Genomic DNA, 23,876 nt, shown 5'->3' with positions numbered 1-23,876 from the left:
AGCGAAGATGCGAGCCGGCTGGGCTAGCCATTGGCACTATTTTTTCGACCCGTTAATTACCTCGTTCATGCCGTAAATCTGCCCGATTGGCTAAAACTTTAGCTACGCCAACTCCAGGGAGGCAGCCGTTTGGTTCTCTTTGCGTGGGTTATCAGGCCAAAGCCCGCACGCTTTTTGCCAGCTGCTACCAATTGCTTATCTTTCAGATTGAAAACGCTACCTACTCTCCTTCCTTGCTATGCCAGCCAACTTACCAGAACTTCAATATCTGCTTGAACAAAGCGGAACGTTATTCCCGCGTAACGTCGCCATTAAAGCTGGGCCGCGCATCGTTAGCTACGCGGAGCTGGCGGAGCGAGTAGTCCGGCTCAGCGCGAACCTGCTCGGGCAAGCCGCTGATAGCAATCTAATTGGCATCAGTACCACGCGCGGCGTGGAAATGATAATCGGGGTGCTGGCCATTTTGCGGGCGGGCAAAGCCTACGTGCCCCTGGACCCCGCCTATCCCGCCAGCCGCCTGGGCCGGATGGTGGCGAACGCGGACCTGCGCTACTGCCTAGCGCCGCCCGAGCAGGCCGACTTATTTACGGGCTTGGGCCTGCGCGTGCTGCTCTGTAACGACTTATGCCCAGCCTACCCCCCCCCCACCGAGCTAATACCCTCGCCCCAGCTGGGGCCGCTGGCATACGTGCTGTACACGTCAGGCTCCACTGGTGAGCCCAAGGGCGTGGGCATGGGACCGGCCGCGCTGGCCAACCTGGTGCGCTGGCAAAATGCCTACTCGGCGGCGGGGCCGGGCACGCGCACGCTACAATTCGCGCCGCTCAGCTTCGACGTTTCTTTTCAGGAAATAGCCGCGACCCTCAGCACCGGCGGCACGCTGGTACTGCTGGACGAAACCCAGCGCCTGGACCTGAGCGCGCTACTCGACGTAGTGGAGCAAGAGCAGATTAACCGGGTTTTCTTGCCTTTTGTAGCCTTGCAGCACCTGGCCGAGCTAGCGGTGAGCCGCCAGCAGTTTCCGGCGAGCCTGACGGAAATAATGACCGCCGGCGAGCAATTGAAGATAACGCCCCAACTGGCGGCCTTCTGCACGGCCCTACCCGGCTGCACGCTCTACAATCAATATGGCCCCACCGAAACGCACGTGGTGACGCAGCTGGCGCTAACCGGCGACCCTGCGGGCTGGCCCCGGCTGCCGTCCATCGGCCAAGCTATTGATGATACGGAGCTATATCTACTTGCGCCCGACCAGCAGCTGGCCGCCCCCGGCGCGGTGGGCGAGTTGTGCATTAGCGGCGCGGGCCTGGCCGAAGGCTACCTGAACCAGCCGGCCCGCACCGCCGAAAAATTCATCACCTGGACCCCGCCCGCCGGGCCGCCGGTGCGCCTATACCGCACCGGCGACTTGGCACGCTGGCTCCCCGATGGCAACCTAGAGTTTCTGGGTCGGGAGGACGGTCAGGTGAAAATCCGGGGCCACCGCGTGGAGCTGGGCGAAGTGGAAGCGCTACTAGCCACCCTACCGGGGGTAGGGCAGGTGGCCGTGGCCGCCTGGCAAGCTGAGCAAGGCCCGAAAGAGCTAGTAGCGTATATTATACCAACTGATACTGCCCTGACTACGCCGGCCACGCTGCGCCGGGCGGCGGCCCAGGTGCTGCCCAATTATATGCTACCCGCCACCTTCGTGCTGCTGGCCGAGTTCCCCAAAACGAGCAGTGGCAAGATAAACCGGCTGGCGCTGCCGGCCCCGGCTACGCAGGCGCGGGCAGCGCTGGGCACCCCCTACCAGGCCCCGCGCACGGCCACCGAGCGCCACCTGGCGGCGGTGTGGGCCCCGCTGCTGCGCCTGGACGCGGTGGGCGCAACCGACAATTTTTTTGAGCTAGGCGGCACCTCGCTGCTGGCCCAGGCAGCCGTGGCGCGGCTGGAGGCTGAGTTTGGCCACCGGCTGCCCGTTACCAAGCTGTATCAGTATCCTACCGTGGCGGGCGCGGCAGCCTACCTGGACCGGCCAGAAGCCGGCCCTACCCCCCTCGTTTCGGCGCAAGCGGCTGCCAATCAAAAAATTAATCCTGATAAGGACGTGGCCGTGATTGGCATGGCGGGGCGCTTTCCGGGGGCTAATACGGTGGAGGAGCTGTGGGACGTGCTGCGCGAAGGCCGCGAAACCACCCGGTTTTTTACCGAAGCAGAGCTGGATGCGAGCGTGCCGGATGCCCTGCGCCGCGACCCGCGCTACGTGCGGGCACGGGGCATTCTGGACCACGCCGAGGACTTTGACCCGGCCTTTTTCAAGCTGAACCCCCGGCTAGCGGCGGCGATGGACCCGCAGCAGCGGGTGTTTCTGGAAATAGCCTGGGAGGCGCTGGAGCAGAGCGGCTACCTGCCGGCGCACTACGCGGGCCGGGTGGGCGTGTTTGCGGGCAGCGGCAACAATACTTATTATCAGCACAACGTGCGGGCTAACCCGACCGCCGTGGACCAGCTGGGCGAGTTTCAGGTGATGACCGTGAACGAGAAGGACTACCTGGCCCTGCGCGTGTCGTACACCCTGGATTTGCGCGGGCCGAGCGTGGGCGTGTATTCGGCGTGCTCGACCTCCCTGCTGGCCGTGGCGCAGGCCGTGCACAGCCTGCGGGCCGGGCAGTGCGAGGTGGCGCTGGCGGGCGGCGTTAGCATTACTTCGCCGGTGCGCAGCGGCTACCTCTACCAAGAGGGGGCCATGCTGAGCCCCGATGGTCACTGCCGGCCGTTTGATGCGCGGGCGCAGGGCACGGTCTTCAGCGATGGCGCGGGCGTAGTGCTGCTCAAGCCGCTGGCCGCCGCCCAGCGCGACGGCGACGTGATATACGGTGTTATCAAGGGGGTAGGGATTGCGAATGATGGCCGTGACAAGGGCAGCTTTTCGGCCCCGAGCGCCGCAGGGCAAGCCGCCGCCATTGGGGCGGCCCTGGCCGATGGCGGCGTGGCCGCCGCCACCCTCAGCTACGTGGAGGCTCACGGCACCGCGACTCCCCTCGGCGACCCCATCGAGCTAGAGGGTTTGCGCCTGGCTTTCGGGCCGGAGGCCGCGCCGGGCAGCTGCGCGCTGGGCTCCGTGAAGAGCAACCTGGGCCACCTCACGGCGGCGGCCGGCGTGGCGGGCCTGATAAAAACGCTGCTGGCGCTGCAACACCAGCAGCTGCCGGCTTCCCTGCATTATACCGCGCCCAACCCGCACCTGGACCTGGCCCACAGCCCGTTCGTGGTGAATGCCGCGCTGCGCGGCTGGCCGGTAGTGGCGGGCACGCCGCGCCGGGCGGGCATCAGCTCGTTTGGGGTGGGCGGCACCAACGTGCACGTAGTCATCGAGGAAGCCCCGGCCGTACGCCTTACCCCCCCCGCGGCGCTGAGTCGGCCCGCGCAGCTCGTGACCTGGGCGGCCCACTCAACTAGCGCCGCCGCCGCCTACCAGCAGCGGCTGATTGGCTGGCTGGAAAAGAACCCCAGCGCGGCGCTGGCCGATGTGGCTTTTACCCTGCAAACCACCCGCGCGCCGCTGGCTGAGCGCCGCTTCGTGGTGGCGGCCGCGCCAGACGAATTGCGCGCGGCGGAGCCGGCGGCCCACACGCTCACGCAATTGCCGGGTAGCGTGGCTTTTCTGTTTCCGGGCCAGGGCGCGCAATATGTGAACATGGGCCGCGAACTGTACGAAAATGAGTTGGTTTTTCGGGCTACCGTGGACGAGTGCGCGGGGCTATTAGCTGAGTGGCTAGGCTTTGATATTCGCCAACTGCTGTACCCAGCTGACGGCGGGGTTACTCCGGAACTGACGGCGCGCCTGCAAAATACGCGCTACACCCAGCCGGTGCTGTTCGTGACCGAGTATGCGCTGGCGCAGCTGTGGCTGAGCTGGGGCGTGCGGCCTACGGCCCTGTGCGGACACAGCTTGGGTGAGCTGGTAGCGGCCTGCCTGGCGGGCATCTTTACCCTGCCCGATAGCCTGCGGCTGGTGGCTGCCCGCGCCCGGTTAATCAGTGAGCTGCCCGCCGGCCAGATGCTGGCCGTGCGCGCCAGCATCGCCCAGCTTGCTACCCTGCTACCCCCCGGCCTCGACCTGGCGACCGTGAACGGCCCCAAGGCCGTGGCAGTGGCGGGACCAGCCGACGAGATAGCCGCCTTCGCCGCCGCGCTGGCTGAGCAGGGCATTCCGAGCCGGCCACTGGCCACCAGCCACGCTTTCCACTCGCGCCAGATGGAGCCGGCCGGGGCAGCCCTGTCGTTATTGCTGGCCGAAGTGCCGCTGGCCGCCCCGCAACTGCCCATTGTTTCGACCCTAACCGGCACCTGGCTGACCGATGCCCAGGCCACCGACCCCGCCTACTGGGCCAGACAGCTGCGCCAGCCCGTGCTGTTTGCCGACGCGCTCGACACGCTTTTAGGCGAGAACAATCCGCTACTGCTGGAAGTGGGGCCGGGCGCAACCCTCACGGCGCTGGTGCGGCAGCAGGCCGCCGGCCGGCCCCACGCGGTGCTGGCCAGCCTGCCTTCGGCCGCGCTGGAAAAAACGGCTTATCAAAGCCTGCTGAGTGCGCTCGGCCAGCTCTGGCTGCACGGGCTCGAACCCGATTGGCACGCTTTTTACGCGGGCCAGGGGCGGCAAAAGCTCCGGCTGCCTACTACCAGTTTCGACCGCGTACGCTGCTGGCTGGAGCCGGCCGCCGCGCCAGAGCCAGTGGCACCCGCGGCCGTGGTACCTACCCTAGTTTCGACCCCCATTGCTGTTACCCCTACCCTACCTATTTCTCCCAACCTCCCTATGAGACAACCCGTACTGTTGCAAAAAATCGCGGCCATCCTGACCGATGCGGCCGACGTGGAGCTAGCGCCCAGCCAAGCCAACCACACGTTTCTGGAGCTGGGGCTCGATTCGCTGCTGCTCACCCAGGTGGCTCTGACGCTCAAGAAGGAATTCAACGTGCCCGTTACCTTTCGGCAGCTGAGCGAAACGCTGGCCACGCCCGCCGACCTGGCCGCCTACCTGGATGTGCAGCTGCCCGCCGACCCTGCGCCCCGCACGCCGGTGGCTACGCCCGCCCTACCCCCTCCGCCCATAGCCAATCCCGTCGCCGACCCCACGCTGAGCCTGCTCGCCGCCCAGCTTCAGCAGCTAGCGCAGCAAGTAGCCCACTTGCAGCACGTAGGGGCAAGCGCTTTACCCGCGGCCGCAGGCACTGCGCCGGTCGCCCTACCCCCTCCCGGCGCGCCCATGTCGGAGCTAACGGCCGCCGAGGCTGTGGAGCACGCCAAGCCGTTCGGGGCCACGGCCCGCATCGAGCGACAGGCAACTACGGCGCTTGCGCCGCGCCAACAGGATTTTCTCAACCAGTTTACCCGGCGCTACACCCAGAAAACCAGCGCCAGCAAGGCCTACGCCCAGCAGCACCGCGCCCACATGGCCGACCCGCGGGTAGTAACCGGTTTCACGCCGCTGCTCAAGGAGCTGACCTACCCGCTGGTGGTGGACCGCTCGGCCGGCAGCCGGCTCTGGGACCTGGACGGCAACGAGTACGTGGACGCGCTTAATGGCTTCGGCTCGTCGATGTTTGGCTACCAGCCCGAGTTTATTAAGACCACCCTGCACGCTCAGATTGAGCGCGGCTACGAAGTGGGACCGCAGCACGCGCTGGCCGGCGAGGTGTGCCAGCTTATGTGCGAGCTGACGTGCCACGACCGGGCCGCCCTCTGCAACACCGGCTCGGAGGCCGTGCTGGGGGCCTTGCGCATGGCCCGCACTGTCACGGGGCGCTCGCTGGTAGTGGCCTTCACGGGTTCCTACCACGGCATTAATGACGAGGTTATCGTGCGCGGCACCCGGCAGCTGAAGTCGCGCCCGGCCGCACCGGGTATTATGCCCGAAGCCGTGCAAAACATGCTCATCCTGGACTACGGCACCGAGGAGAGCTTGCGCATCATCATGGAGCGCGCCCATGAGCTAGCCGCCGTACTGGTCGAGCCTATTCAAAGCCGCCGGCCTGATTTTCAGCCAGTTGAATTCTTAAAAGAAGTACGCCTCGTAACGGCTGCCGCTGGCACAGCCCTTATTTTTGACGAAGTAATTACCGGCTTCCGGCTGCACCAGGGCGGTGCGCAGGCCGCCTTCGGCATTCGCGCCGACATCGCCACCTACGGCAAGGTTATTGGCGGCGGGCTACCCATCGGGGCCATCGCGGGCAGCAAAACGTATATGGACGCACTCGATGGCGGCTTCTGGCAGTATGGCGACCGCTCGGTGCCCGAGGTAGGCGTCACCTACTTTGCCGGCACCTTCGTGCGCCACCCGCTGGCGCTGGCGGCGGCTCAGGCGTCGCTACACCACCTGCGCGACCAGGGCCCGGCCTTGCAGGAAACCCTGAACGCAACCACGGCCGGCCTGGCAGCGCAGCTCAACGCGGCTGCCCAGCAGCGCCAAATCCCGCTAACGGTGGTGCACGCGGGCTCACTCTGGAAAATAAAATTCACCACCGACCTGCCGTATAGTACGCTGCTCTTCACGCTTATGCGCGAAAAAGGCGTGCACATCTGGGATAACTTCCCGTGCTTTCTCACCGAGGCGCACACCGCGGCCGACGTGCAGCGGGTGGTAGCGGCCTTCACGAGCAGCCTCGACGAGCTGGTGGCAGTCGGCTTTTTGCCCGCCACGCCGTTATCCACCGTGGCTCCCGTAGAGCACCAACTCGCGGCCCTGAACCAGCCGCCCCTGCCGGGAGCCCGCCTGGGCCGCGACGCAGGTGGTAACCCCGCCTGGTTTATGAGCGACCCCCAGCGGCCGGGGCGCTATGTGCAACTGGCTCCGGCGTAGCGCTCAGCAGTACCACTTATTTCTCGTTACTTTCTTTAATTTATTATTTTCCAGGTAATTGATTTTTTCTTAATGCTCCACCCCAAATTGCCGACTGCAAGCTCTTCGCTACGGTCGGCTTCGCCGGCTGCCGGGCTACATAGGGCCAGCAAGCGCACATTTAGTTTTTATCAGTGTACTTATTTCATTATTACATGACTTTTACTAATACTTTTATTCTAGCCGCCGAGTTATCGGATAGGTGTATCCTGCTACCCGCGCTACTTAATCAACAGTCTGACAAGGCTTTGTTTATTCGCCTCACCGCGTTCGCCGCTTAGCTTATGGCCCCGCTAGCTGCTACCCGCCGCCCTGCCCAGCAGTGGCTGGCCCTTACCCCGCCCCTACCCCTCACCGACACGCTAACGGTTTACCGCATTCCCACCGCCGCCTTTGCCGGCCTGGAGCACCACCTCGATGCGCTGCTGACACCTACCGAGCAGCAGCGTACCGCCCGCTACGCCCACTACGCCGACCAGCTGCGCTTTCGGGTGGGGCGAGCTGGCCTGCGCTACCTGCTGGGGCAGCGGCTGGGGCTACCCCCGGCCGCCGTGCCACTGTGCCTCAGCCGCTTTGGCAAGCCACAATTGGCCGAGCCGGCCTGCGTGCACTTCAACGTGGCCCACTCGGGCGAGTGGGTGCTTATCGCGCTGGCCGCCCGCGAGATTGGGATTGACGTGGAAGTGCAAGCGCCGGAGTTGGATTTTGCCAGCGTGGCGGCCTACCGCTTCAGCACCACCGAGCAGCAGCTCTTAGCCCAGAGTGCCCAGCCACAGGCCACGTTCTATCAAATCTGGACCCAGATGGAAGCCCGGACCAAAGCCACTGGCACGGGGCTCAGCGAAGCCACTACTTCGGCGGCCACCGGCTGGACCGTCCGCAGCTTTGGTGTGGCCCCCGGCTATTCGGCCGCCCTGGCCTACCCCATCGACTGGCAGCCAGTCATCCAGTTTCGGAGCTTGGATGCGCGGTTATTTATTTGAGCCATCCGTTTATAGCTAAAAAAAAACACCAGGCTCACCAGGCTTCCCATAGGGAAGCCTGGTGAGCCTGGTGTTTTAGAAAACTGCTAAAGGCTAGAGGTTAGAAATCAAGCAGCGAAGCAGATTAGTCTTTGATGTCGCCGCCTTCCGTGTTGTGGTCGGCGAGGCGGTCGGGGGCTTTATTGGCGTCTTGCACGGTTTCGCCGCCGCGCTGGCTAGCTCCCTGGCCGCTGCTGCCGATGTGGGCAGCTACACCGTCGCTGGTGCCATCTTCAGCTTGCACATTGGGGTCAAAGTTGCCGTCGCCGGGGCGCGAGCGCAGGCGGTGGGCCAGGTCGGGGTCGGGGCCGCCCTGGCGCATATCGTCGCCCTGCTCGCGGTAGGCTTCTTGGTCGTGCTCGCGGCGCTCCTGGCGGCGGCTTTCGGCGTTTTCGGGTTCAGTAGCCATGCGTGGAAAAGGGAAAGAGTGTCTGCGGCTATACGGTGGGGTAGAGCCGACCGTTCGGACGGGTTTTCGTATATTTCCCATGCTACGCACCGACCTCATCACCATTGACCCGGAAATAACGGGTGGTACGCTGGTTTTTACGGGTACGCGCGTGCCTATTCAGGCGCTATTCGACTACCTTGGCGACGACGAGCCGCTAACCATGTTTCTCTACGATTTCCCTAGCGTGACCCGCGAGCAGGCCGCAGGCGTTTTACAGGCCGTGCAGGCTGCCTTGCTGCCGGCCGCCTTCCACGTGGCACCGGCCCAGATTGATTTTTCTTTCGCCGATAAGCTCCCGCCCTGTTAAGCTGCTGCTTGACGAGCAACTACCCAGGCGGCTTTCGCACCGCTTGGTACCGTTGCACGATGCGCTCACGATACAGGATATAGACTGGCGCGGCAAGAAAAACGGCGAACTGCTGAAGTTGCTAGTAGAGCATAAATTTGAAGCTTTTCTAACTGCCGATAAGAAGATGTGCTACGAGCAGAATTGGCAGCGCTACTCCGTTGCAGTCATTTTTCTCGATGTTCTGAATTTGAAGTACGACACGGTGAAGCTGTTTATATCGCAGGTACTGGCGCTACTAGCCCAGTCGGGGCTGGCGGGCGGCGTATATGTGGGTACAATTACGGCCATCGGTTTAGTGCCAGTCGTAGCCGCAATAACGACACTGCTTGGCGCGGGGGGTTCGAGCTAGCCGTCGGCATTGCGAACAGTTGTTCAGCAATATTTCACCTCCATACTCTGCGTAGATTTTAGTAGCGATTCTTTCTCGCAAGGCGGCCCTCCCATCGCGCATCAAAAGCAGGACCTCTTCATCATCTGACAACCAACCGACTCGCAACATAAGTGCGCGCGTTTCGGCGTGCACTTTCCCTTCAGCATCAACAGGCAGCTTTTCACTATGAAGCACATGTTTCAGCGCCAGCGTTTCCAGCCTCGGCAACAAGTGAGAGTATTCCTTAATAAGATAATTAACGATTTCTAACTCCATTTAACAATCTCAGTTACCCTACTTAAATGCCTGAATACCCGTGATATCCGCGCCCGTAATGAGCAGGTGAATATCGTGCGTGCCCTCGTAGGTAATCACTGATTCCAGATTCATCATGTGGCGCATGATGGGGTATTCGCCGGTGATGCCCATGCCGCCGTGAATCTGGCGGGCTTCGCGGGCTACGCGCAGGGCCATTTCCACGGAGTTGCGCTTGGCCATCGAGATTTGGGCGCTGGTGGCTTTGCCTTCATTCTTTAAAACCCCTAAGCGCCAAGCTAATAGCTGGGCTTTGGTAATGTCGGTAATCATCTCGGCCAGCTTTTTTTGCTGGAGCTGGAAAGCGGCAATGGGCTTGCCGAACTGCTCGCGCTCCAGGCTGTACTTTAGGGCCGACTCGTAGCAGTCGATGGCTGCGCCGATGGCACCCCACGCGATGCCGAAGCGAGCCGAGTCGAGGCAGCTCAACGGGCCGCGCAGGCCTTCGATGTTGGGCAGAATATTCTCTTTCGGAATGATAACGTTATCAAACACCAGCTCGCCGGTGATGCTAGCGCGCAGGCTCCATTTATTATGGATTTCGGGGGTAGTAAAGCCCGCCATGCCGCGCTCCACAAGCACGCCTTTGATGCGGCCCTGCTCGTTTTTGGCCCACACCACGGCCACCTGGCACTCGGGCGAGTTCGATATCCAGAGCTTCGCGCCGTTCAGCACGTAGTGGTCGCCTTCCTCCCGGATATTGGTGGTCATGCCACCGGGGTTCGAGCCGTGGTCGGGCTCGGTAAGGCCGAAGCAGCCGAGCCACTCGCCGCTGGCCAGCCGGGGCAGAAACTTTTGGCGTTGCGCCTCGGAGCCGTAGGCGTAGATGGGGAACATCACCAGCGAGCCCTGCACCGAAGCCGTGGAGCGCATCCCGGAGTCGCCGCGCTCAATCTCCTGCATAATCAGGCCGTAGCTGATGTAGTCGAGGCCGCCGCCGCCGTACTCGGCCGGGATGGTGGGGCCAAACGCGCCCACCTCGCCAAACTTACGCACGATTTCGGAGGGAAAATGCGCCTGCTGCGCCCACTGCTCGATGTTGGGCGAGATTTCCTTCTTGACAAAATCGCGGATGCTCTGCCGCACGAGGATATTTTCCTCGGTCAGCAGGCCGTCGAGGTCAAAATAATCGGTGAAGCCGTTGGCATTGGTGCTGCCTTGCTGAGCAGTGTGAGCTTTGACTTCGGGGCTGAGAACGTCGGCAATGGAGGACATGGGCGGGGGTAGGACTGGGGTTTAGGCAAAGGTACTTCACCAGAAGAAGGCACAAGAGCTACGAGCCCGCGCCCAAAATAATTCCCCCTGGCGGGCTCACGACGGGCGCACTACCACCACCGCCAGGGTGATTTCCTCGCCTACCCCGGCCGTCCCGCTCACCTCGACCTCGGCACCGCCCGGCAGCTGCACCCGCAGGCGACCGCCGGGCAGCACGGCCAGCACGCGGCCAGTCACCGTGGCGGGGGTAGGCGGCGCGGCGGGCGGCCCTACCCCTTGCACCTGGCCCAGGTCCAGGGTGAGCACGCGGTGGGCGAGCTGCGCAATTTCGGCCGGGTCGTGGCTCACGAGGATAGTCGTCAGCTCAAAGCGCTGGTGCACCTCGGCCAGTACCTGCTGGAGGCGCTGGCGGGTGGGCAGGTCGAGGGCTGAAAGAGGCTCGTCGAGCAGCAGCAGGCGCGGGCGGCGGGCCAGGGCGCGGGCCAGCGCTACCCGCTGCTGCTGCCCGCCCGAAAGCAGCGCCGGCCGGCGCTCGGCCAATTCGGTCAGTTCCAGTAATTCCAATAACTCACTGATAATTTGAGTTTTATTAGCTTGATTTTCGGCGGCGAAAGTCAGGTTTTCGCGCACCGTCATGTTCGGAAACAGCGCGTAGTCCTGAAATACGAAGCCCAGCGGGCGGCGCTGCGGCGGTAGCCACTGGCGTCGGGCGGCATTAAACCACGTTTGCTCCCCAAAAAGCACGAAGCCCGCGTCGGGCCGGTCGAGGCCGGCGAGCAGGCGCAACAGCGTGGTTTTGCCCGAGCCCGAGGGGCCGGTCACGGCCAGCAGCTCGCCGGGGGGTAGGGCCAAGGCCACGTCGAGGGTGCGCGGGCCGGCGGCGGTGTGCAACGCTTTGGTCAGGTGGAAATCGAGCACGGACGAATTACGACAGGCGGGCATCGCGCTTGCTAAACCAATACAGCGCCGTCAGAATACCGAAAGCTACCACCAGCAGCGTGAGCGCGTAGGCGTTGGCCTGGCCGTAGTGCTGGCTTTCGACCTCATCATAAATAGCGATGGAAGCCACCCGCGTGCGACCCGGCAGGCTGCCGCCAATCAGCAGCACCACCCCAAACTCGCCCAGCGTGTGGGCAAAAGTGAGCACCGCGCCGCTGAGCAGCGCAGGCCGCATATTGGGCAACAGTACCCGCCAGAGGGTAGTGAGGCGCGACTTGCCCAGTGTGGCCGCCGCCTCGGACAGCGCGCGCGGCAGCTGCTGAAACCCCGCCTGCAACGGCTGCACCATAAACGGCAGGCTATACACCAACGACCCCGCCAGGATGCCGGCAAACGTAAAGTTCAGACTCAGCCCCAGCTGGTTAATCAAAAACCGCCCTACCCCCGTGTCATCGCTGAACGCCAGTAGCAGGTAAAACCCGATGACCGTGGGCGGCAGCACCAGCGGCAGGCTTACCACGGCTTCCAGCAGCGGCTTGAGGCGCGAGCGGCTGCGCGCCAGCCCGTAGGCCAGCGGCAGGCCCAGCCCCAGCAGCAGCACTGTGGTGCAGGCCGCCAGCGCCAACGTCAGGCGTAGGGTTTGCCAGTAGTCGGAAGGCAAGGGGGTAGGAATTAATGATTAATGGTCAGTGCCGTTTGTCATTGCGAGCCTGCGAAGCAATTTTTCCTTCCGTTAGGGATAGCAAATTCGACGATGTGAACGACAAGAAAAGATTGCTTCGCAGGCTCACAATGGCAGACGGTTTTTTCACAGCCCAAACCCGTACTTTTTCAGCGCCTGCCGGGCCGCCGGGCTAGCCATAAACGCCGCGAACGCGGTGGCCGTAGTGTTGCCGCTGGCGCGCTTCAGCACCACGAAGCTTTGCTGCAAGGGCGAGTGCGCGCTGGCCGGAATGAGGTAAAACCGGCCCGCCCGGCGCAGCTCGGGGCTGAGGGCCAGGGCGTAGGCCAGCAAGCCAGCATCGGCCGCGCCGGTGGCGGCGTACTGGGCGGCCTGGCCAATATTTTCACCCAATACCAGCTTGGGCTGCACCTGGTTGTAGAGCTTATAATGGCGCAGGACTTCTTCGGCGAGGCGGCCGTAGGGCGCGTGGGCGGGGTTGGCGATGGCGACATGCTTCACCTGTGGGTCGAGCAGCGTATTCATGCCTTTTGCACTGGGGTTCAGCTTCTTGCTCCACAGCACCAGGCGGCCCAGGGCGTAGGGCCGGGGCGCGCCGGCCGTGAGGCCCGCCTGCTGCAAGCGCCGGGGGTAGTCGCTATCGGCCGAGAAGAATATATCGAACGGCGCATTGTGACGCAGCTGCTCGTAAAACTTGCCCGACGAGCCGTACACCACCGTAACCTTGGCGGCTGAGTATTGGCGGTTGAAAATCGTCACCAGCGAATCGAGCGCGTATTTCAAATCGGCGGCGGCGGCAATGGTAATGGGCGCGGCGGTAACTGAGGCGGTCTGCGCGGCGGCGGGCAACCAGCCGCCCAGCAGCATGGCCAGCAGCAGCAATAAACGAAGCATACGGAACAAGGAAAAAGCGAGCAGCACGCCGCCGTTATGTACACAAAGATAGAGCGCGGCGCAGCCGCCGGTGCGGGCCGCAAAAAGCCCGGCCGCATCGGGCGGCCGGGCTTGCTGAAGCTATACTTAAAGTTGATTTTCCTACTCCCGCTCTACGCGAATACCAAGCCCAAAGGCAGTTCCAGGCCCAGGGCTTCATCGCGCAGCGTGTCGTCGGCGTGGAAAAAAGCGTAATGGCCCGGCCGGTTGTACACTAGCACGGCGCGTATGGCCGGCATCACTATCCAGCACGATTTCACCCCGAACTGGAAATAAATTTCTGTTTTATCTACCATTTCCTCAGCGCTTTGCGAGGGTAATTGAATTTCAATGCACAGAAGTGGGGGGGGTAGGGTTACGGGCAGGGCGGTTTTCAAAATCCAGTGCTGACGCGGGAAAACCAACTACATCGGGCGTAGTGCCAACTGGCAGAGTGGCTAAAGCCACCTCGGACGCGATGCGAAACTCAGTGCGGTGGCGCAGCTTCAACTCAAATATCAGATTGGCCTGAACCAAGCCATGAATCATATCGGGCATAGGTTTACCGCGTTCTAGCTCGTAAATAGAAATTTCTTCAACGACCGCTTCCATATCAACGAGTTTGCTCAGGTGAGGAGATTTTCAAATATACACGCCCGCCGCCGGGCCTACCACCGCAAATTGACCGAAGCCAGGAAATTCTGGCGGGCCTGCGGGTAGAAGTAGCTGTAGTACTGCGCCTGCCCACCACTGAGGTAGCCGTAAGTATAGCCGTTGTTGACGTAAGTGGCTCCCAGCACGTTATTAAGCACGGCGGCCAGCTCGATTTCGCGGAAGCCCAGCGCCGTGGGGTGCCAGAGGTATCGGACGCGCACGTCCTGCACGTAGTAGGCCGGAATGCTGCGGCTGTTGGTGGATGTATTATCAAGGTACTGGCGGCCGGCGTAATGGGCCAACGTGGCCAGGCGCAGGCCGGGCAGCAGTTCGTATTCCAGGGTGTAGGCAAAAGTCAGCGCGGGCGAGAACGAGATGTCGGTTTGCTTGAACGTGGTGCCGCGCTCGATATTGGTGTTGTAGTCGGTTAGGTAATCGGTATAATTATTGATTTTATTCCGGCTGATAGTCGCCGTAGGGCTGAAGGTGAGGCCCTTAGCCAGGCGGGCGGCGGCTTGCAGCTCAATGCCGGTGCGGTACGAGTCGCGCACATTGGTATGGATGGGGTTACCCACGTCGTCGAGGTGGCCGCTCAGCACGAGCTGGTCACGGTACAGCATCAGGTAGTAGTTGGCCGACCACTGGAACGCGCCAGTGGTGCGGCGCAGGCCCAGCTCCACGTTGTGCAGCTTTTCGGCGGTCGGGCGGCGGTTGGCGGGCGTATCGGTGTAGTCGGTGCGGGTAGGCTCGCGCTGGGCCAGGGCGTAGGAGGCGTAGGCGGCCACGGCGGGCGTCACCTGGTAAGTCAGCCCCGCCTTGGGGTTAAAAAAATTGAAGTTGATGGTCTGCTGGCTCTTGCCACCGTTGGGGCTGCCGTCGGGCGCGTACAGCTCGTAGCTCACGTGCCGGAACTGCACGTCGCCGAAAGCCGACAGATTCTCGCCCAGCGCCACGGTAGCGCGGGCATAGGAATTCACGTCGAGCTTATGAGCATTGGGCTCCGAATAGTAGGGCGTGCCGGTTTCGGGAATGTTGTTGCCGCGCTGCGCCCAGGTCAGCTCATCGTAGTGCTGGCCGCGGTAGCCCACCACCGCGCCGCCCACGGCGAAGGTCTTCAGAAACGTTTGATTGAAAGTGCCTTGCAGGGCGTAGGTCGCACCGTAAAGGTCGGTTTTGAGCCAGCGGCGGCGGATAACGTCGGTCGTCGTCAGCGTGTCGAAGCCGCCGCCCGTGCGCGGCTGGTACACCGGCCCCGAAATGCCGTACATCGCAAAGTTCTGGTTGGCCTTGTACTCCTCGTAGTAGCCGCCGCCGCGCGTCCAGAAGGGCGTCACACTCAGATTAAATTTTGAACTTAACTGTCTGGAAATCAGAAACTGATAATAATCCTGCTGGTAATTATCGGTCTGATTTTTATAAGCCGGAAAGTGCTGGCCCGCGTCGGTGCCGGCCTCGTTGTATCGCCGATTCTTGGTTAATAACGAGTCGGCCAGTCCGTACCAGGCCTGGTAGGTTTGCTCGTAGCCCGTGATAATGAGTGCCCGCAGCAGCGTTTTTTCATCCGAATACGTGCCGGCTAAATACAGCGACCGGAGCCGCGACCAGCCCCGGTCAATGTAGCCCTCGCTCTGGATGCGCGAGGCCCGCGCATCCACCGTGAAGTGGCCATTCAGCAGGCCCGTACCGGCCGCCACGGTGCTTTTCCAGGTCCCAAACGAGCCGGCCGAATTATTCACTTCGGCGTAGGCTTTAGGCCGCAGGCCCAGGGTTTCCACGTTCAAGCTAGCCCCGAACGCGCCCGCGCCGTTGGTGCTTGGTCCGGCCCCGCGCTGCACCTGAATGCTTTGAATGGACGAAGCCAAATCGGGCAAATCCACAAAAAACACGCCGTGGCTTTCGGCCTCGTTCACCGGCACCCCGTTGAGCGTCACGTTGATACGAGTGCCGTCGGTGCCCCGGATGCGCAGCGCCGTGTACCCTACCCCCGTGCCCGCGTCCGAAGTCGTGACCACGCTCGGGGTCTGGTCGAGCAGGTAGGGCAGGTCTTGGCCGAAATTGCGGGCTTGCAATTGCTCGCGGCTCACGTTCTGGTAGGTAGTAGCGGTGCGCTCGTTGGCACGGGTGGCCGTGACTACGGCCTCGGGCGTGAGGTTGCGGGCCACCCGCAAGCTCAGCGGGGCCAGCTGCTGCGCCTCGGGCTGACCAGTAAGCGGCTGGCTGATAGCATCGTAGCCCACAAAGCGCACGTGCAGCGTATGCGGGCCGGCCGGCACGGCCGGCAACCGGAAGCGGCCGGCGGCATCGGTGGTCGCGCCCAGGGTAGGGGCATCGGTGAGCACCACGGTGGCACCGGGCAGGCTCGCGCCAGTTTGGGCATCGGTGATGAGGCCAGATACGGGGCCCTGTGCCCACGCCGGCGCGGCCGCCAGCACCAACAGTGCGGCTCCCGCCAAAAGAGTAGTTTTCAACTAAATAAAAAACTAAAGAGTAGAACGCACCCTGGCCGCAGGGGTCGCGGCAAGGGCGGAAACGTTCGCGGATTGTTTTTTCCCGACGCCGGCATTATCCGGTTCCGGTTCAATGGGTGTAATCTCAGCCGGCCAGAATTATTTCTGAGCCAGCACCCCTAAACAGGCCGCAAAGATACACGCGGCGGCGCGCCCACACTTTTCCTAATTTTCATCTTTTGCTCGGCCACCGCACTTTGCTTTTCCCTCGGCATCCGCTAACTTAGCTTTCGGGCCGGGCCGACGCAACTCCCAGCCGGCCACTTGCGTTGCCAGAAAACCAGCCCGGCCCGGTCCATAGAATCGTATTTTCCCGCCCCCTTAGTCGCTCTGTTCTACCGGATTATGCATCAGCTATTGTTTGCGCTGGTTATGCTGGCGGTGTTTACGCTGTTTATGGTCGTGCCTAAGCGGCGGACGCTGCCGCCGCCACCCCCTTCCTCGGGCGACGACGACGGCGGCGGCGAGCCCCACGAGCCCGGCCTGCCCGACCTCGACCTACCCCCCGGCATCTCACGCCCCATCAACGATTGGGAGCCCGACTATAACCGCCCCCGCCGCCCGGTGGAGGCGTGAAGTTAAATTATTTGTCCTTGCGAGCATGTGGCGCATCAAATAAGGACAGACGGCTTCTACCCTATCTCAATCGAGTAGCTGGCCTCGAATTCCTGGCTGGGCTCCAGCGTCAGAATGCCTTCTTTGTCGCGTAGCTCCTGCGGCGGGCCGGCGGGGCTGGCCACACCCTGCCAGGGCTCAATGCACACAAACTGCGCGCCGGGGCCTTTGGTCCAGAGGCCGAGGTAGGGAAAGCCATTGAACTTCATCCGCACGAAGGGGCCGGTTTTATCGGCTTTTTGCAACGTCAGGCGCGTGAAGTCGAAATGACTGAATACCAGCGCGTCGTCGGCAAAAAGCTCATAGGTGAGGGGTAGGGCCGCGTTCGGCGCGGGCACGGATGCCGTTTCGCCGGTGCGCAGGCCGCCGCGCAGCAGCTGCCTATCTAAGCTCACGGGGTGGTCAAAATGAAAGGCGTAGTCCGCGAACCGCTCCTTTGGTCCCGGCGGGCACCGAAATGCCGGGTGCGAGCCGATGCTGAACAGCAGCGCCCGCGGCGCGGCGGCCGGGTTGCGCACGTGCCAGCCCACGGTGAGCACACTGCCGCGCAGCTCGTAGCGCACCCGCAGCTCAAATTCGAAGGGGTAGGCCGCTTTGCTGGCCGCGCTGGCCATGAGCTGAAACGTGAGGCTGTGCGCATCCTGCAAGATGAGCTGAAACTCCTGGTCGCGGGCAAAGCCGTGCTGCGGCATCTTATACGCTTTGCCATCAAGCAGATACGTGTCATCGGGCAGCTTGCCCACGATGGGAAACAGCAGTGGCGCGTGACGGCCCCACTGCGTTGGGTCGGCCTGCCAGATGTATTCCAGCCCGGTGGCGAGGCTGGTGAAGCTGGTCAGCTCCGCGCCGTGCGGGGCAATTTCGACGCGGGCGGTGGCAGAGGTCAGAGTAGGCATGTTTTACAGTTAGCAATTATCAGTTAGCAGCCGTTGGTTATTAAACGGAGGCGAGGACATCCACGGCCGCCACGGCTTGCGCCAGGCGTTGCTTAGCTGGGCCTTTTATTTCTACAAAATGCCAGCTTAATCTCTGTAATTCAGATTTATACAACGTATAAAAATGCCAGCGCTGTGCCGGGTCGGGGTGCTCGCGCAGGGGGTCGGGCTCCCAGGGCAGGTCGGGGGCCAGCAGCAGGGTAAGGGCGTAGCGCGGCTTCGCTAACCCGGCCAAAACCCAGGCCGGGCACGTGCCGAACGCATTTTCTGCCCATATTTTGATGACCAGCAAATCGGTATCGCAGAAGAGCAGGCGGGTAGCTTGGGCGGCCGCCGCGTCCTCGGCCGCGAGCTGGCTGTGGGCAATGGCTTCGAGGTCGGGTAGGGCGTAGGCAGGGCCGTTTTTCGCCAAATAATGCCGGGCAAACTCGGGCACGAACACAGTGCCGTAGTGCGCTGCCAACTGCGCCGCTAGCGTGCTTTTGCCCGCCGATTCGGGGCCGGTGAGGGAAATGCGCTGCATACCAAAAATCACTAGACCATCGCCGCTTTACCGCGCATATCGCGTCGCCACTCCCAGTAGCCGTAGGCGGCCAGGCCCAGGTACAGCGCGTATAATAAGCTGGTAGGATACAGGTGCTTGGCCCACAGAATGGGTACGTAAATAATATCTACCAGCAGCCAGAGCCACCAGTTTTCGAGGCGCTTGCGCATGAGCAGAAACTGCGCGGCAATGCTGGTGCCGGTGGTGAAGCTGTCCCAGTGCGGAAACGTGGAGTCGGTGTGGTGGGCCAGGTAGTAGCCCGCGCCCAGGGTGTAGGCCAGCACGAAGGCGGCGGCCAGCGCCCACTCGGCGGGGGGTGCGTGGGTCACGGGCAGGGGCGTCTGGCCCCGGCCGCCGTAGCGCCACTCGTACCAGCCATAGGCGCTGAGGGCGATGAAGATACCCTGCAAGCCGCTGTCGGAATACAGGCCCTGCCGGTAGTAAATCAGCACGTAGAGCAGGCAGCTGACGATAGCAATCGGGAAGTTCCAGAGCGACTCGCGGGCCGCCAGCCACACGCAGATGAAGCCCGTGAGCACGGCCGCCCACTCCAGGCCGGTGGTGGCGCGCACGGCGGCCAGGGTGTCGGCGGGCAGGTTGGCGAAGGCAAACAGCAGCATAGGGCACGGGCAGAAAAGCCGCGCAAGGTAGCCGGGCGCGGTACTTTTACCCCATGCTGCCCGACATTACCCCCGCCGCCCTGCACGCCCGCCTCACGGCCGGCGAAGACATCCAGCTCATCGACGTGCGCGAAGAAATGGAGTTTGACTACTGCCGCATTGCGGGCAGCGTGCTCGTGCCGCTGGGCGAGGTGCCGCGCCGGGCCGCCGAAATCCGCGCCGAAGGGCCGGTGGTGCTCATTTGCCACCACGGCGTGCGCTCGGCGCAGGCGCTGGGCTACTTGCAGCACCGCCTGGGCCGCGAAAATCTGCTTAACTTGAGGGGTGGCATTGATGCCTGGAGCCAGGAAGTGGATTCGGGGGTGCCGATTTATTAGTATTAGCTCTCGTAAAAGAACGTCATGCTGAGCCTGTCGAAGCATCTCGCTCGCGCCATCAGGGTTAGTAACCCAACGGTGCGGCAGAGATGCTTCGACAGGCTCAGCATGACGTTCTACTTACTTCTCTAACTTCTTTTCCATGCCCTCCCCTACCCTTGCCGACCGCCTGGCCATGCGCGAGCGTCCCGCCGGCCGGCCGCTGATGCACCAGGAATGGGGCGACCTGCTTTTTATGCATTGGCCGGTGCCGGCCGAGCTGATTCAGGCCCTCCTACCCCCCCGCCTGACGGTGGACGTGCACGAGGGCATGGCGTGGCTGGCGGTGGTGCCCTTTCGGATGTGGGACGTGCACAGCCGCGTGACGCCGCCCGTGCCCGGCGTGCGCGAGTTTTTGGAGCTGAACGTGCGCACCTACGTGCACCTCGATGGTGTGCCGGGCGTGTGGTTCTTCTCGCTCGATGCCAGCAACCCGCTGGCGGTGTGGGCGGCGCGCACGTTTTTTCACCTGCCCTATTTTCGGGCGCAGCTCAAGCTGGAGCGGCCCGCCGCCGATGAGCTACACTACATTGGCCACCGCGTGCACAACGGCGCGCCCGAGGGCCACTTTGCCGCCACCTGGCGCGTGGGGGCAGTCCTACCCCCCGCCGAGCCGGGCTCGCTGGTTTTTTTCCTCACCGAGCGCTATTGCCTCTACGCGGCCGGCGGCATGGGGCCGGGGCGCGGCGACAAGCTGTACCGGGGCCGCATTGCGCACACCTCCTGGCCTTTGCATGAGGTGGAGCTGTTGAATTATAACTCGGACCTGGTGGAGGGCCACGGCCTGCCTACCCCCCTCGGCGCGCCCCTGCTGCATGCGGGCGGCCACGTGAGCGTGGACCTGTGGCGCTTGCGGCGGGTGTAATTTTGGCGGGTGTCCGCTGCCTTCCGCCTACCCCCCTTTCCTGATTTACCCGTTGTAGCGGCGCTGCCCGAGCTGCTGGCGGCCCTCGAAACCAGCCCGCGCGCCGTGCTGGAAGCGCCGCCCGGCGCGGGCAAAACCACCGTGGTGCCGCTGGCGCTGCTAGCCGCCGCCTGGCGCCCGGCCAACCAGAAAATTCTGGTGCTGGAGCCGCGCCAGCTGGCCGCCCGCGCCGCCGCCGCCCGCCTGGCCCAACTGCTGGGCGAGCCCGTGGGCCGCACCGTGGGCTACCGCGTGCGCCTCGACAGCAAGGTATCGTCAGCTACTCGCATTGAGGTTATTACCGAAGGCATATTAACGCGAATGCTGCAAGACGACCCGGCCCTGGAAGACGTAGCCTGTGTGGTATTTGATGAGTTTCACGAGCGCAGCCTGAACGCCGACCTGGGCCTGGCGCTGGCCCTGGATGCGCAGGCCGTACTGCGGCCCGAGCTGCGCATTGTGCTGATGTCGGCCACGCTGGAGGCGCAGCGGCTGGGGCAGTGGCTGCCCGCGCCGGTGGTGAGTAGCGCGGGCTTTTTGTTTCCGGTTGACACCGTGTACCTCGACCCGCGCCGGGCCGCCGCGCTGCCCAACAAGCCCGGCGAGCGGCTGGCCGAAACGGTACCCGGCCAGGTGCGCGCCGCGCTGGCGGCGCACGCCGGCGACGTGCTGGTGTTCCTGCCCGGCGTGGCCGACTTGCAGCGCGTAGCCCGCAAGCTCGAAGGTTCCCTACCCCCCGGTACCGACCTGCACCTGCTGCACGGCGAGCTGCCGTTGGAAGCGCAAGACGCGGCATTAAAGCCCGCCCCGGCCGGCCGGCGCAAGGTGATACTGGCCACCAGCATTGCCGAAACCAGCCTCACCATTGAGGGCGTGCGGGTGGTAGTGGATGGCGGCTTTGCGCGGGTGCCGCGCTTTGCGCCGCGCACGGGCTTCACCTCGCTCGAAACCGTGCCCGTGGCCCGCGCCGCCGCCGACCAGCGCCGGGGCCGCGCCGGCCGCCTCGCGCCCGGCACCTGCTACCGCCTCTGGACCGAGGCCGAGCACCACCAATTACCCGCCCATCGCCCGCCCGAAATCCAGACCGCCGACCTCAGCGGCCTGGTGCTGGAATTGGCCCTGTGGGGCGCCAGTGACCCCACCAGTCTGCGCTGGCTCGATGTGCCGCCCGTGGCCGCCGTGGCCCAGGCGCGGGAGCTGCTGGTGCGCCTGGGGGCTTTGGAGGGAATTAAAAATGATAAATTAAAAATTAAAAATGAGGCAGGAAGCTCAACCGAGGTGGTAGAAGGAAAAGATGTGGTAGGAGAAACACAAGCCTACAACGACGCAGGAGGGCCAATTTTTAATTCTTCATTTTTAATTTTTAATTCAACTCCTCACGGCCGGCAGCTGGCCAAACTAGGGCTGCCGCCGCGCCTGGGGCACCTGGTGGTGCGCGGCGCGGCGCTGGGCCACGGCCCGGCGGCCGCCGCGCTGGCCGCCCTGCTGGCCGAACGCGACCTGCTGCGCTGGGCCACGCCCAATGACCCGCGCCCCCTACCCCCCGACCTGCGCCTGAGGCTCGAAGCGCTGGCCAGCGGCCGGGCGCCGATGGCTGGCCTGGCGCTGCACCACGCCACGCTTCAGCGCGTGCGCGACGTGGCCCGCCACCTGCAAAGCCGCCTGGGCAGCGCCAAGGAAAGCGCACCAGTTCACCACGTCACCAATTCACCAGTGGGCCTGCTGACCGCGCTGGCCTACCCCGACCGGCTGGCCCAGCGCGAGGCGCCCGACCGCCTACGCCTCGTGACCGGCCAGCGCGTGAGCCTGCGCACGGAGGACGTGGACCCGCAGGCCGAGTTTTTTGCGGTGGCGCACCTGCTGGGCCAGGGCAATGCGCCCCGCGCCGCCCTGGCCGCGCCTCTCGACCGCGAGGAGTTGGAAGCAGCTTTCGCGGAGCAAATAATTACTACCGAGGAAGTGCGCTTCGACCCCGCCACCCAGCGCGTGACGGGCCGCCGCGTGCGCCGCCTGAGCGCGCTGCTGCTCGAAGAAAAAGTTATCGGCCAGCCTAATGCCGAGCTGGTGGCCCAGGCGCTACTCAGCTATTTGCAGGAGGCGGGGCTGGATAAGCTGAACTGGACGCCCGCCGCCCGTCAGCTGCAGCAACGGCTGGAGTTTCTGCGGCAGTATTTCGGGGAGGCGGCGGCCGAGTGGCTGGCTTTCGATGAAGCCGCCTTGCTGGCCGACTTGCCTACCTGGCTGGGGCCGCACCTGACCGGCCTCAAGAGCCTCGACCAGGTGCAGCGCCTCGACCTGCTGGAGCCACTGCTGGCGCGGCTGCCCGGCGGCTGGGCCCAGCGCCAGGAGCTCGACCGCTTGGCTCCTACCGACCTCGAAGTGCCCAGCGGCTCGCACATCGCCCTCGACTACCAGGACCCTGCCGCGCCGGTGCTAGCTGTAAAGCTGCAGGAATTATTCGGCCTCACCGAGACGCCCACCGTGGCGGGGGGTAGGGTGCCGCTGCTGCTCCATTTGCTGTCGCCGGGCGGGCGGCCGGCGCAGGTCACCCGCGACTTGCGCAGCTTTTGGGAGAAGGGTTACTTCGAGGTGCGCAAGGACCTGAAGGGCCGCTACCCCCGCCACCCCTGGCCCGATGAGCCGATGAAGCATATCCCCACCAAACTTACCAAAAAGCGCCTTGGAACGTCCTAGAACCCGGCGTACTGGTACAAGGAGTTCATTTGGTAGTACAAAAAAAGTTGCGCTAGTATTAAATGATGGGAGTAGGGCTTATCTCCACCCAGTGTTCAACAGTCTGCGTTGGCTTCGTTCAACGCAGGGCAAGCCCCGCGCCCTACAGTAGTTTTTGGAGGAACGGCTCCATTTCTTTGGCCAGAATGGCGTGGTCGGCTACGTCGGGGTGGCCGTTGCAGCCGTGGGCCTGCATAGGCTCGAAGAAGAACAGCGCTACGGGCGGGGCGCTGGGGTAGGCGGCATCGGTTTTGGTTTTTATTGCGGTGAGGCAGTTTTGCAGCTTCGTGCGCTTCTGACCGTTGAGCATGGGGCTATTTAGCAGCGCGATGCGCGCCTGCGGGTACTTGGTCTTTACCAGCACCACGAACTGCGCGTAGCTGTTCACGAAGGCGGCGCTGTCGAAGGGCAGCCGGGGCGTTTTGCCGTCGCCGTCACTCAGGTCGTTGGTGCCCAAGGCAATGCTTACGACAGCAGGCTTGTAGTTGGCAAAATCCCAGAGCTGCGAATTAGTTGCCTGAAAATCGAGCTTCTCGTACACTTCGGGCATTGTTGGGCCGGTTCGATTCCAGGTGCGGTAGGCCCCGATGCCGCTCACGCTGCTCAGTATATAGTTGGCGTGCAGGGTGCGGGCCACGCGGGGGCCGTAGGCTTGGTAGGCGTTGTGCTGGTCCTGATACTCGCCGGTGCCGCAGGGCACTTCCGAAGGGTCAGCGGCGGCCCCGCAGGTGATGCTGTTACCGATAAACTCGATGAGCGGGCCGGTAGGCGGGGGGAGAGCGGCCAGCTTGGGGCCGGTTATTTTTTGAA

At 63.5% G+C, this 23,876-nt stretch carries 21 protein-coding genes and 1 riboswitch; of the genes, 9 read left to right on the top strand and 12 right to left on the bottom strand.

Going from position 1 to position 23,876, the window contains the following annotated elements:
- Positions 1-238 precede the first annotated feature (238 nt).
- From LC531_RS00100 to LC531_RS00095, 3 genes are all read left to right on the top strand, one after another.
- Positions 239-6,844: a polyketide synthase gene (locus LC531_RS00100; RefSeq protein WP_223648286.1), complete on the top strand. Its 6,606-nt coding sequence runs from the start codon at positions 239-241 to the stop codon at positions 6,842-6,844.
- 194 nt (positions 6,845-7,038) lie between these two features.
- On the top strand, positions 7,039-7,164 hold the full coding sequence (locus LC531_RS22570) for a hypothetical protein (RefSeq protein WP_262903247.1): 126 nt from the start codon (positions 7,039-7,041) through the stop codon (positions 7,162-7,164).
- Between the two features lie 3 nt (positions 7,165-7,167).
- Entirely contained in the window at positions 7,168-7,866 is a 699-nt protein-coding gene (locus tag LC531_RS00095) for a 4'-phosphopantetheinyl transferase family protein (RefSeq protein ID WP_223648285.1), read from the top strand.
- A gap of 124 nt (positions 7,867-7,990) precedes the next feature.
- On the opposite strand, the gene LC531_RS00090 is transcribed toward LC531_RS00095, so the two are convergent.
- Positions 7,991-8,314 carry a hypothetical protein gene (locus LC531_RS00090; RefSeq protein ID WP_223648284.1) on the bottom strand — a complete coding sequence of 108 codons (324 nt, stop codon included), beginning with the start codon at positions 8,312-8,314 and terminating at the stop codon, positions 7,991-7,993.
- A 79-nt stretch (positions 8,315-8,393) separates the two neighbouring features.
- Between LC531_RS00090 and LC531_RS00085 the strand changes: the two genes are divergently transcribed.
- Positions 8,394-8,663 (top strand): DUF433 domain-containing protein, encoded by a 270-nt coding sequence (locus LC531_RS00085; protein WP_223648283.1) that lies wholly within the window; start codon positions 8,394-8,396, stop codon positions 8,661-8,663.
- The gene (locus tag LC531_RS00080) at positions 8,626-9,054 is read left to right on the top strand and encodes a DUF5615 family PIN-like protein (RefSeq protein WP_332874859.1); all 429 of its coding nucleotides are present in this window, start codon (positions 8,626-8,628) and stop codon (positions 9,052-9,054) included. The genes LC531_RS00085 and LC531_RS00080 overlap by 38 nt, the downstream gene beginning before the upstream one ends.
- Positions 9,055-9,369: 315 nt before the next feature.
- On the opposite strand, the gene LC531_RS00075 is transcribed toward LC531_RS00080, so the two are convergent.
- The 7 genes from LC531_RS00075 to LC531_RS00045 form a co-directional block, all read right to left on the bottom strand.
- Positions 9,370-10,605: an acyl-CoA dehydrogenase family protein gene (locus LC531_RS00075; RefSeq protein WP_223648281.1), complete on the bottom strand. Its 1,236-nt coding sequence runs from the start codon at positions 10,603-10,605 to the stop codon at positions 9,370-9,372.
- Positions 10,606-10,701: 96 nt separating this feature from the next.
- On the bottom strand, positions 10,702-11,547 hold the full coding sequence (locus tag LC531_RS00070; protein ID WP_223648280.1) for an ATP-binding cassette domain-containing protein: 846 nt from the start codon (positions 11,545-11,547) through the stop codon (positions 10,702-10,704).
- Positions 11,531-12,205 (bottom strand): molybdate ABC transporter permease subunit, encoded by a 675-nt coding sequence (gene modB / locus LC531_RS00065; RefSeq protein WP_223648279.1) that lies wholly within the window; start codon positions 12,203-12,205, stop codon positions 11,531-11,533. The genes LC531_RS00070 and modB overlap by 17 nt, the downstream gene beginning before the upstream one ends.
- 147 nt (positions 12,206-12,352) lie before the next feature.
- The gene (gene modA, locus LC531_RS00060; RefSeq protein WP_223648278.1) at positions 12,353-13,120 is read right to left on the bottom strand and encodes a molybdate ABC transporter substrate-binding protein; all 768 of its coding nucleotides are present in this window, start codon (positions 13,118-13,120) and stop codon (positions 12,353-12,355) included.
- A 152-nt stretch (positions 13,121-13,272) separates the two neighbouring features.
- A complete protein-coding gene (locus LC531_RS00055; RefSeq protein WP_262903312.1) occupies positions 13,273-13,455 on the bottom strand; it encodes a Uma2 family endonuclease in 183 nt (60 codons plus the stop codon).
- A gap of 31 nt (positions 13,456-13,486) precedes the next feature.
- Positions 13,487-13,750: a hypothetical protein gene (locus tag LC531_RS00050; RefSeq protein WP_223654027.1), complete on the bottom strand. Its 264-nt coding sequence runs from the start codon at positions 13,748-13,750 to the stop codon at positions 13,487-13,489.
- Positions 13,751-13,806: 56 nt separating this feature from the next.
- Positions 13,807-16,260: a TonB-dependent receptor gene (locus LC531_RS00045; protein WP_223648276.1), complete on the bottom strand. Its 2,454-nt coding sequence runs from the start codon at positions 16,258-16,260 to the stop codon at positions 13,807-13,809.
- Positions 16,261-16,323: 63 nt separating this feature from the next.
- A riboswitch (TPP riboswitch) is annotated at positions 16,324-16,430 on the bottom strand.
- A 214-nt stretch (positions 16,431-16,644) separates the two neighbouring features.
- On the opposite strand from LC531_RS00045, the gene LC531_RS00040 reads away from it, so the two are divergent.
- A complete protein-coding gene (locus LC531_RS00040; RefSeq protein WP_223648275.1) occupies positions 16,645-16,875 on the top strand; it encodes a hypothetical protein in 231 nt (76 codons plus the stop codon).
- Between the two features lie 56 nt (positions 16,876-16,931).
- Here the strand turns inward: LC531_RS00040 and LC531_RS00035 are convergent, their stop codons facing one another.
- The 3 genes from LC531_RS00035 to pnuC are packed head-to-tail and all read right to left on the bottom strand — an operon-like array spanning position 16,932 to position 19,013.
- Positions 16,932-17,810: an aldose 1-epimerase family protein gene (locus LC531_RS00035; RefSeq protein ID WP_223648274.1), complete on the bottom strand. Its 879-nt coding sequence runs from the start codon at positions 17,808-17,810 to the stop codon at positions 16,932-16,934.
- Between the two features lie 40 nt (positions 17,811-17,850).
- Complete coding sequence (locus LC531_RS00030; protein ID WP_223648273.1) at positions 17,851-18,372, bottom strand: AAA family ATPase; 522 nt, start codon at positions 18,370-18,372, stop codon at positions 17,851-17,853.
- Between the two features lie 11 nt (positions 18,373-18,383).
- Positions 18,384-19,013: a nicotinamide riboside transporter PnuC gene (gene pnuC, locus LC531_RS00025; protein WP_223648272.1), complete on the bottom strand. Its 630-nt coding sequence runs from the start codon at positions 19,011-19,013 to the stop codon at positions 18,384-18,386.
- 53 nt (positions 19,014-19,066) lie between these two features.
- Between pnuC and LC531_RS00020 the strand changes: the two genes are divergently transcribed.
- The 3 genes from LC531_RS00020 (at position 19,067) to hrpB (ending at position 23,027) form a co-directional block, all read left to right on the top strand.
- Positions 19,067-19,390: a rhodanese-like domain-containing protein gene (locus LC531_RS00020; RefSeq protein ID WP_223648271.1), complete on the top strand. Its 324-nt coding sequence runs from the start codon at positions 19,067-19,069 to the stop codon at positions 19,388-19,390.
- A gap of 142 nt (positions 19,391-19,532) precedes the next feature.
- On the top strand, positions 19,533-20,294 hold the full coding sequence (locus LC531_RS00015; protein ID WP_223648270.1) for a YqjF family protein: 762 nt from the start codon (positions 19,533-19,535) through the stop codon (positions 20,292-20,294).
- 9 nt (positions 20,295-20,303) lie between these two features.
- Positions 20,304-23,027: an ATP-dependent helicase HrpB gene (gene hrpB, locus LC531_RS22845; RefSeq protein WP_223648269.1), complete on the top strand. Its 2,724-nt coding sequence runs from the start codon at positions 20,304-20,306 to the stop codon at positions 23,025-23,027.
- A gap of 142 nt (positions 23,028-23,169) precedes the next feature.
- On the opposite strand, the gene LC531_RS00005 is transcribed toward hrpB, so the two are convergent.
- The coding region (locus tag LC531_RS00005) for an SGNH/GDSL hydrolase family protein (protein ID WP_223648268.1) at positions 23,170-23,876 on the bottom strand (707 nt) is incomplete at its 5' end.

The organism is Hymenobacter psoromatis, from assembly GCF_020012125.1.
Lineage (GTDB): Bacteria > Bacteroidota > Bacteroidia > Cytophagales > Hymenobacteraceae > Hymenobacter > Hymenobacter psoromatis.
The sequence above is the reverse complement of the archived record's forward strand: the minus strand, read 5'-3'. Positions and strand labels throughout refer to the sequence as shown.

Bases quoted from the DNA above. Each gene is read 5' to 3' on its own strand.
- LC531_RS00100 (WP_223648286.1), top strand. From the start codon at position 239: ATGCCAGCCAACTTACCAGAACTTCAATATCTGCTTGAACAAAGCGGA.
- LC531_RS22570 (WP_262903247.1), top strand. From the start codon at position 7,039: ATGACTTTTACTAATACTTTTATTCTAGCCGCCGAGTTATCGGATAGG.
- LC531_RS00095 (WP_223648285.1), top strand. From the start codon at position 7,168: ATGGCCCCGCTAGCTGCTACCCGCCGCCCTGCCCAGCAGTGGCTGGCC.
- LC531_RS00090 (WP_223648284.1), bottom strand. From the start codon at position 8,314: ATGGCTACTGAACCCGAAAACGCCGAAAGCCGCCGCCAGGAGCGCCGC.
- LC531_RS00085 (WP_223648283.1), top strand. From the start codon at position 8,394: ATGCTACGCACCGACCTCATCACCATTGACCCGGAAATAACGGGTGGT.
- LC531_RS00075 (WP_223648281.1), bottom strand. From the start codon at position 10,605: ATGTCCTCCATTGCCGACGTTCTCAGCCCCGAAGTCAAAGCTCACACT.
- LC531_RS00070 (WP_223648280.1), bottom strand. From the start codon at position 11,547: ATGCCCGCCTGTCGTAATTCGTCCGTGCTCGATTTCCACCTGACCAAA.
- modA (WP_223648278.1), bottom strand. From the start codon at position 13,120: ATGCTTCGTTTATTGCTGCTGCTGGCCATGCTGCTGGGCGGCTGGTTG.
- LC531_RS00055 (WP_262903312.1), bottom strand. From the start codon at position 13,455: ATGGTAGATAAAACAGAAATTTATTTCCAGTTCGGGGTGAAATCGTGC.
- LC531_RS00050 (WP_223654027.1), bottom strand. From the start codon at position 13,750: ATGGAAGCGGTCGTTGAAGAAATTTCTATTTACGAGCTAGAACGCGGT.
- LC531_RS00040 (WP_223648275.1), top strand. From the start codon at position 16,645: ATGCATCAGCTATTGTTTGCGCTGGTTATGCTGGCGGTGTTTACGCTG.
- LC531_RS00035 (WP_223648274.1), bottom strand. From the start codon at position 17,810: ATGCCTACTCTGACCTCTGCCACCGCCCGCGTCGAAATTGCCCCGCAC.
- LC531_RS00030 (WP_223648273.1), bottom strand. From the start codon at position 18,372: ATGCAGCGCATTTCCCTCACCGGCCCCGAATCGGCGGGCAAAAGCACG.
- pnuC (WP_223648272.1), bottom strand. From the start codon at position 19,013: ATGCTGCTGTTTGCCTTCGCCAACCTGCCCGCCGACACCCTGGCCGCC.
- LC531_RS00020 (WP_223648271.1), top strand. From the start codon at position 19,067: ATGCTGCCCGACATTACCCCCGCCGCCCTGCACGCCCGCCTCACGGCC.
- LC531_RS00015 (WP_223648270.1), top strand. From the start codon at position 19,533: ATGCCCTCCCCTACCCTTGCCGACCGCCTGGCCATGCGCGAGCGTCCC.